This is a genomic window from Litorivivens sp. (assembly GCF_041625495.1).
GTDB lineage: Bacteria > Pseudomonadota > Gammaproteobacteria > Pseudomonadales > Spongiibacteraceae > Litorivivens.
Map to the genome: position 1 here is coordinate 1 of NZ_JBFJTH010000188.1, position 6,599 is coordinate 6,599.

Annotated in this window: 6 protein-coding genes and 1 pseudogene; 3 read left to right on the plus strand and 4 right to left on the minus strand. The window is 51.4% G+C overall.

What is annotated here, in order from left to right; genetic code table 11:
* Positions 1-831 (minus strand): GAF domain-containing protein (locus ABYP39_RS16325; protein ID WP_372783605.1); only part of this gene is annotated, 831 nt, incomplete at its 3' end.
* 164 nt (positions 832-995) lie between these two features.
* Here ABYP39_RS16325 and ABYP39_RS16330 point away from each other — a divergent pair.
* Entirely contained in the window at positions 996-1,742 is a 747-nt protein-coding gene (locus ABYP39_RS16330) for a TetR/AcrR family transcriptional regulator (RefSeq protein WP_372783607.1), read from the plus strand.
* Here ABYP39_RS16330 and ABYP39_RS16335 read toward each other — a convergent pair.
* Both ABYP39_RS16335 and ABYP39_RS16340 read right to left on the minus strand, forming a co-directional pair.
* On the minus strand, positions 1,739-2,683 hold the full coding sequence (locus tag ABYP39_RS16335; protein WP_372765121.1) for an acyltransferase: 945 nt from the start codon (positions 2,681-2,683) through the stop codon (positions 1,739-1,741). The genes ABYP39_RS16330 and ABYP39_RS16335 overlap by 4 nt on opposite strands.
* Positions 2,684-3,006: 323 nt before the next feature.
* A complete protein-coding gene (locus ABYP39_RS16340; RefSeq protein WP_372783609.1) occupies positions 3,007-3,933 on the minus strand; it encodes a LysR substrate-binding domain-containing protein in 927 nt (308 codons plus the stop codon).
* A 190-nt stretch (positions 3,934-4,123) separates the two neighbouring features.
* Here ABYP39_RS16340 and ahpC point away from each other — a divergent pair, with 190 nt between their 5' ends.
* Together ahpC and ahpF are read left to right on the plus strand one after the other, a co-directional pair.
* Positions 4,124-4,687 carry an alkyl hydroperoxide reductase subunit C gene (gene ahpC, locus ABYP39_RS16345; RefSeq protein ID WP_372759909.1) on the plus strand — a complete coding sequence of 188 codons (564 nt, stop codon included), beginning with the start codon at positions 4,124-4,126 and terminating at the stop codon, positions 4,685-4,687.
* A 68-nt stretch (positions 4,688-4,755) separates the two neighbouring features.
* On the plus strand, positions 4,756-6,327 hold the full coding sequence (ahpF, locus tag ABYP39_RS16350) for an alkyl hydroperoxide reductase subunit F (RefSeq protein ID WP_372783611.1): 1,572 nt from the start codon (positions 4,756-4,758) through the stop codon (positions 6,325-6,327).
* A 54-nt stretch (positions 6,328-6,381) separates the two neighbouring features.
* Here the strand turns inward: ahpF and ABYP39_RS16355 are convergent.
* Positions 6,382-6,599, minus strand: a pseudogene (locus tag ABYP39_RS16355) (hypothetical protein); the annotation flags it as partial.

Sequence of the window (6,599 nt, forward strand, 5' to 3'; positions counted from 1 at the left end):
AGCTTGATTATCGGTAGCGTAGAGCACCGCAAATGTATTGTATTCCAGGCGTCCAACCGCCAGTGCAGAGTTGCCGAAGGTTTTTAAAACGTTAGCCACGTAACGTTCCTGAACCTGCTCTGGGATGGCAAAGCCCACATCGAGCAGGGTGTGGCAATCAAGGCGAAAAATAAACACACCGTGCGCCGCACTGTCGGTGGAAAAAACGTCCTTAATGGCATGATCAAATTCGCGCCGGTTCATTAATCGCGAAGACCGGGTTAATGTGATGTTTACTGTCTCATAAGACTTCGCAATATCCTGCGACAGTAACCCCGAAATCACATCTAATTTGGTTCGCCCACGAATCAGTGCTTCGACCAATCGGGCACAGAGGACGAGTCGCTCCCGGGTGGACTCTTCAAGCGGCGGCCGAGGTTTGTCGTCGAGAATACACAGGGTGCCAAGCGCAAACCCATCATCAGAATACAGCACCGCCCCAGAATAAAACCGGATATTAGGCTCTCCGGTTACTAAGGGGTTATTTGAGAACCGGGGATCCAAGGCCGCATCTGGGACGGTAAAGACACCCCCGGCGCGAATCGCATGGTCACAAAACGCTATCTCACGTGGGGTTTCTGTTACGCCAACACCCACTTTCGCCTTAAACCACTGCCGCTCTTCATCGACCAGGCTGATAAGCGCCATCGGTACGTCGAACAGGCCCGCGACCAACTCCACCAGGGCATCGTAGGCCGGCTCTGCTGCGGAGTCGAGTAAACCCGTGCGGGTCAGCGCAGAAATGCGAGCATTTTCAACGGCGACCGGTTCCTTTTCGACGTTCTCACTCATTGGGCTCCTCGTAAATCAGTAGCACAACAATTCATCATAGTTCAAAACGCGGTGGTCAAAGTAATGGACTTATTTCAATCTTAGTCGATCTCGCACATATCGCTTCAACCTGCAGCTAATTGCTTATAACCTATTGATGCATAGGAAATAAAAGGTATTTGTCAGTGGGCCAAAGAACGATCGAGCGGCTTATCGTCTCGACCGAAAAACTAATTTCTCAGGTGGGGACCAGTGGCCTCAGGTTAAACTCGGTTGTCAGCGACGCCAATGTCGGAAATGCCGCAGCGGTCAATTATCATTTCAAGAACAAGGCCGGGCTGATTCAAGCGACAATTGAATATCGCATACCTCAGATCATGCATCACCGCAGCGGGGTGGTCGCGGTGCTCTCGGAAACGCCCCGAGGCGATGCCTTTCACTATCAGCTGTTGCTGATACTCTTTCCAATCTTTGAAATCATTCGCACCCAATTGCCTGAAAGCTACTATGGGCGAATGTTACAACGCCTGGATGTTACCAACCCCGACATGGTCAAGACGTTGACCGACCGAACACGGGACCTGGATCTTGGTTTCCGATCGATCATGGAAAACGCACGCCTACAGCTGGAATATCTGGTCGGCGAACGCCGCTGCGCAGAACTCTCAATGTTTATTATAGGCGCTGCAGCGCAGGCTATTGGCGAAATTGAACGCGATTTATGTGCTGGAATAAAAGCGGGCAAGCTGCCACCAGAGCGGGTAACCGAAATAATGGACTACAGTCTGTTTCAACTTCTGACCTTCCTCGTGAACGGCGCATTGCAGAACGCTTTCTCGCTACCAGAACAGGATTTTCACCGTATTTTAAGCGAAAGTAGGCAGCGCAATAGTGACATAGACGGAACGTCGGAATTCGGCATTCAATTTTAGTTCATGTTCTCGGTAAGCTCTTCGTTCACAGCCGAGCTATCTGCGATATCCGACCCGTGCAATTTAGCAAGCTGCTCATCTTTGGCCGACCATAGCTCGCCAACCCATTGCTGAATATGCAGCCGAAAGGCCTCGTCTTCCTGGTAATTACGATTGAGCAGCTCAGCCGGTATAGAGACGGCTTCTCCGCGAACAACCACGCGCTGCAAGCGTCCACAGAGCAGAGCCCAGAAACCGAGGTTGCCGTCGGGGTAATGGATGGTCAGATTAAGCATGGTATGCAACTGATCGCCCATCGCACCCAGCACGAAGCCTGTACCACCAGCCTTGGGTTTGAGGAGGTAGCGGTAGGGTGATTGCTGTGCCTCATGTTTTTCCGGTGTAAAGCGGGTACCCTCCATGAAATTGAAGACCGCCACCGGCGTATGCTTGAATTTTTCGCAGGCGCGGCGTGTAGTTTCCAGATCTTTGCCGCGCAATTGGGGCTTCTTTCGGATCTGCTCCGAGGTGTAGCGCTTCATAAAGGGAAAATCGAGTGCCCACCAAGCCACCCCGATCACAGGAACCCATATAAGCTGTTGTTTAAGAAAGAATTTAAGCATTGGGGTTTTGCGATGGAGAACCTTCTGCACCACCAGAATATCGGCCCAGGACTGGTGATTGCAGGTTACCAGGTACCAGTCATCACGGCGTAACTTATCGAGCCCTTCGACATCCCAGGTAATATCGTTCATCACCTGCAACAGGGCGCTGTTAAAGCCAACCCAGATGGTCGCTATCTCGATCAATAATTTGGTGCACAGAGTTCTCAGCGCCTGTATCGGCACCAGCAATTTAACAAAAGCCAGCAAAATCAACGGCACAAACCAAAAGGCCGTCGACAGAATGATTAACAGCAAACTCAGGCTGCCGCGCAGCCAATGGGGAAGAAAGCTCAGCACGTGTTATGTCCATCAGTGTTCTCCGTGCCAACATTGTAAAGTGCTTTCGCCTTATTTGCATGGTCTCAGCGCCGGGTTGCTATAGCCCCACGGCTGTCTGTTAGAGACGAGCGACGCCGCAGCAATAGGTTAGTGCCTGACAGTTTTACACAGCTGATCACCGTAGTAGTCGTTGCTGTAATTACACACCCATTGGTCGCTCGCTGGGGGGATCAGAAGTCGTTTGATAAGCCTTGTCATTTGGATTGCTCCTGCAATACATAGATACAACGGCTCAAGCTTCTCACTTTACTCATGTGCCATAAATTTGAATTTATTTATTTTTATGATCGGTTTTTTAGGTCATTGCTTGAATCTTTTTTTAGCAAGGCCTCGCGAAATAGCCCCTTTAGATACTCAACATTTGGTACGCCCGCATAGTTGAGCCGGGTGATAAACGCCAGCCGTCGGTGTGGCCCCGGATCTTGCAGTGGGATCGCCACCAGCTCACGGTTGCTACCCAACAACGCGTCGAGAGCCATCTCTGGAACCAGAGTGCTACCCAGCCGGCCGGCTGCCATCTGGATCAGTGTATGGAGGCTGGTTCCCGCCAGCGCCTGATCAGTCTCACTGGCGGGTAATCGACAAGCCGACAAGGCATGGTCTTTCAGGCAGTGTCCGTCTTTGAGCAATAAAAGGCGGGTGTCGCGCAGTTGCTTCCCAGCAACTCGCGTTTTACCAGCCAGGGCATCCGCCTTGTGGGTCACCAGATAGAAATCTTCCGCCCAGAACTCAAAAGCGTGCAGGCCTTCGATTGGGTAGGGTAGTGCGAGAATCGCAGTGTCCAGCTCGCCGTTACGCACCTTATCAACCAATACAGCAGACTGTTCCTCAATGATGGTTATTTGGCTGTTCGGGTGCTGCTCTCTAACCCAGGGCAACGCTTGCGGTAACAGATATGGGCCAATCGTCGGGATAACACCGAGGCTCAAGGGCAGACTCAACGGCGCTTGTTCCTGTTCCGACAGTCGATAGAGATCCTTAACGCCCGCAACCACCTCCCGAGCTTTGGCCAGCACCCGCATTCCCTGCACTGTTACCAGTACTTGCTTATTGTTGCGCTCAAATATTTGCAGGCCCAGCTGACTTTCGAGCTCAGCAATCGCGGTACTTAAGGCCGACTGAGATACCGCGCATTCCTCAGCAGCCCGCTTAAAGTGGCGCTGCTTGTCCACGGCGATCGCGTAGTTCAGCTGTTTCAGAGAAATCATCGGGTTTCCTATTCAGTCAGTATGTATTCGTCAGCCCGTGCAGAGGGTGTTTTAGCGCCTCAATATCCCAAATAATAGAACATATGATTCAAGTTAATTCAATTTATCTGAATCATCACGAGCGCTATTGTGGTTTCCAACGGTGGCGATGTCACCACGGCTCAACGCATTAACCGAGAGGAAAACACTCATGGCTAAAATCAACCAAACCATTCCTGACTTTAAAGCAGAAGCGTTTCACAACGGCGAATTCAAGACCATCACTGCAGACGACGTAAAAGGCAAATGGGCTATTTTTCTATTCTACCCGGCAGACTTCACCTTTGTTTGCCCGACCGAGTTGGAAGATATGGCCAAACACTACGACGAACTGCAATCGCTGGGGGTGGAAGTATTTTCTGTTTCGACCGATACGCACTTTGTGCACAAAGCATGGCACGACACCAGTGATGCCATCGGCAAAATCCGCTACCCAATGCTGGGCGATCCCACAGGAAAAATAGCGCGTGGTTTTGACGTAATGATAGAGGAAGAAGGTGTCGCGCTGCGCGGAACCTTTTTAGCAGATCCAGACGGCGTCATTAAGGTTGCAGAAATCCACGATCTGGGTATTGGTCGCTCTGCAAAAGATATGCTGCGCAAGGTGAAAGCCGCGCAATATGTTCGCGACAACGATGGCGAAGTTTGCCCGGCAGCCTGGGAAGCGGGGCAGGACACCTTGAAGCCAAGCCTCGATCTCGTTGGCAAAATCTAGTCACAAGCCGCCCTCACTCTTCTCGAGAGTGAGGGCCTTTAAAAAACACCGGCACAGGAACACAGACCATGTTAAGCCAAGATATTCTAGCCGCAGTTAAGGGCTACACGGAAAACCTGACACAACAAGTAACACTGGTTCTGCAGACCGGTGTTCATGAACAACGAGCAGAACTTTACGCCTTTCTTCGCGACATAAGTAATGTGTCAGATCTTATAAATTTTGTGGAGCGTGATAGTAATTTGCGCAGTCCAATATCATTCTCCATTGAAAACGAACAAGGCGACACTGGTATTCGATTTTCAGGAATACCGGGCGGTCACGAATTTAACTCGCTGATTCTCGCGATACTGCAGGCAGGTGGACACACACTTAAACTTGATGGCGCAATGCAACGACTGGTTCAGGCAATCGATGAGCCCCTGCATTTTGAGGTTTTTATCAGCTTAAGCTGCCACAATTGCCCAGATGTAGTGCAGGCATTAAATCAGTTCGCCTTGTTGAATAACAAGATTGAAACAGAAATGATTGATGGCGCGCTGTTTCAGAAAACCGTCGAAGCACGCGCAATACAGGGCGTGCCCGCGGTTTATCTTAATGGCGAACCATTCGCTAACGGCAAGGTAGACACTGCACAACTGCTCAGTAAGCTGCAACGACGATTTCCCAGCCTCAGCACCACGCCACCTGAGCAGCTACCCACTCAGGACGTTACCGTTATCGGCGCTGGCCCCGCCGGTGTGGCAGCAGCGATTTACGCGGCACGCAAGGGGTTGGCGGTTACACTTGTTGCAGATCGACTAGGCGGGCAGGTAAAAGATACCCAAGGAATTGAAAACCTCATCTCAGTCCCTAAAACCACAGGCCCGGAACTCAGTGGGAATTTGCGTGCTCACCTTCAAGACTACGCGGTCACCTTGCGAGAGCACCAGCAAGTCTCTCACATCACAAAGGGAGATATAAAACGCCTGACACTCAGCTCTGGTGAAATCATCAATAGCCGCACGCTGATAATAGCCACTGGCGCCAAGTGGCGCGAACTCGGCGTGCCAGGGGAAAAGGAAAATGTCGGCAGCGGGGTCGCCTATTGCCCTCACTGTGACGGACCCTTCTTCAAAGGAAAAGACGTCGCGGTAGTTGGCGGCGGTAATTCAGGAATAGAAGCCGCTCTCGACCTTTCCGGCATTGTTAGATCCGTTACCGTGTTTGAATTTATGCCGCAGTTAAAAGCGGATCAGGTACTGATAGAACAGGCTCGCAAGCGCAGTAATATCCACCTGCTGACCAATGTGGCAACCCACGAAATAGTCGCCGACGAAGGGAAGGTGAGTGGGCTGGTGTATGTCAACAGAAGCACCGACGAGCGGAAAACACTACCTTTGGCCGGCGTGTTTGTTCAGATAGGCCTGTTGCCCAACAGTGGTTTTCTTCAGGGAGTCGTGGAATTGAGCGAGCGTGGCGAAGTGATCGTCAATGCGCGTGGCGAAACAAACGAAGCCGGCATATTTGCCTGCGGTGACGTGACAACCGTTCCCTACAAGCAAATCGTCGTAGCGCTGGGGGAGGGCGCCAAAGCAGCACTGACAGCCTTCGAGTACTTGCTGGCCACTACCGACGAAGCAGCTGATCTGGCCGCATAACCCATAAACCGGGGTCGTATCGTATATTTTTTATACGATACGACCCCGGTTTTTTTAGACGTCCAGGTTGGCAACGTTGAGGGCGTTAGTCTCGATAAATTCACGACGGGGTTCAACCACGTCGCCCATGAGCGTTGTGAATATCTGATCGGCAGCTATCGCATCTTCAATCGTAACTCGCAGCATGCGGCGACTCTGGGGATCCATGGTGGTCTCCCACAACTGATCCGGGTTCATTTCACCCAAACCCTTGTAGCGCTGGATGTTGTATC

What these genes read in the sequence shown, in the direction of transcription:
- ABYP39_RS16340 (WP_372783609.1), bottom strand. Translation starts at nt 3,933, where the DNA reads ATGATTTCTCTGAAACAGCTGAACTACGCGATCGCCGTGGACAAGCAG.
- ahpC (WP_372759909.1), top strand. Translation starts at nt 4,124, where the DNA reads ATGGCTAAAATCAACCAAACCATTCCTGACTTTAAAGCAGAAGCGTTT.
- ahpF (WP_372783611.1), top strand. Translation starts at nt 4,756, where the DNA reads ATGTTAAGCCAAGATATTCTAGCCGCAGTTAAGGGCTACACGGAAAAC.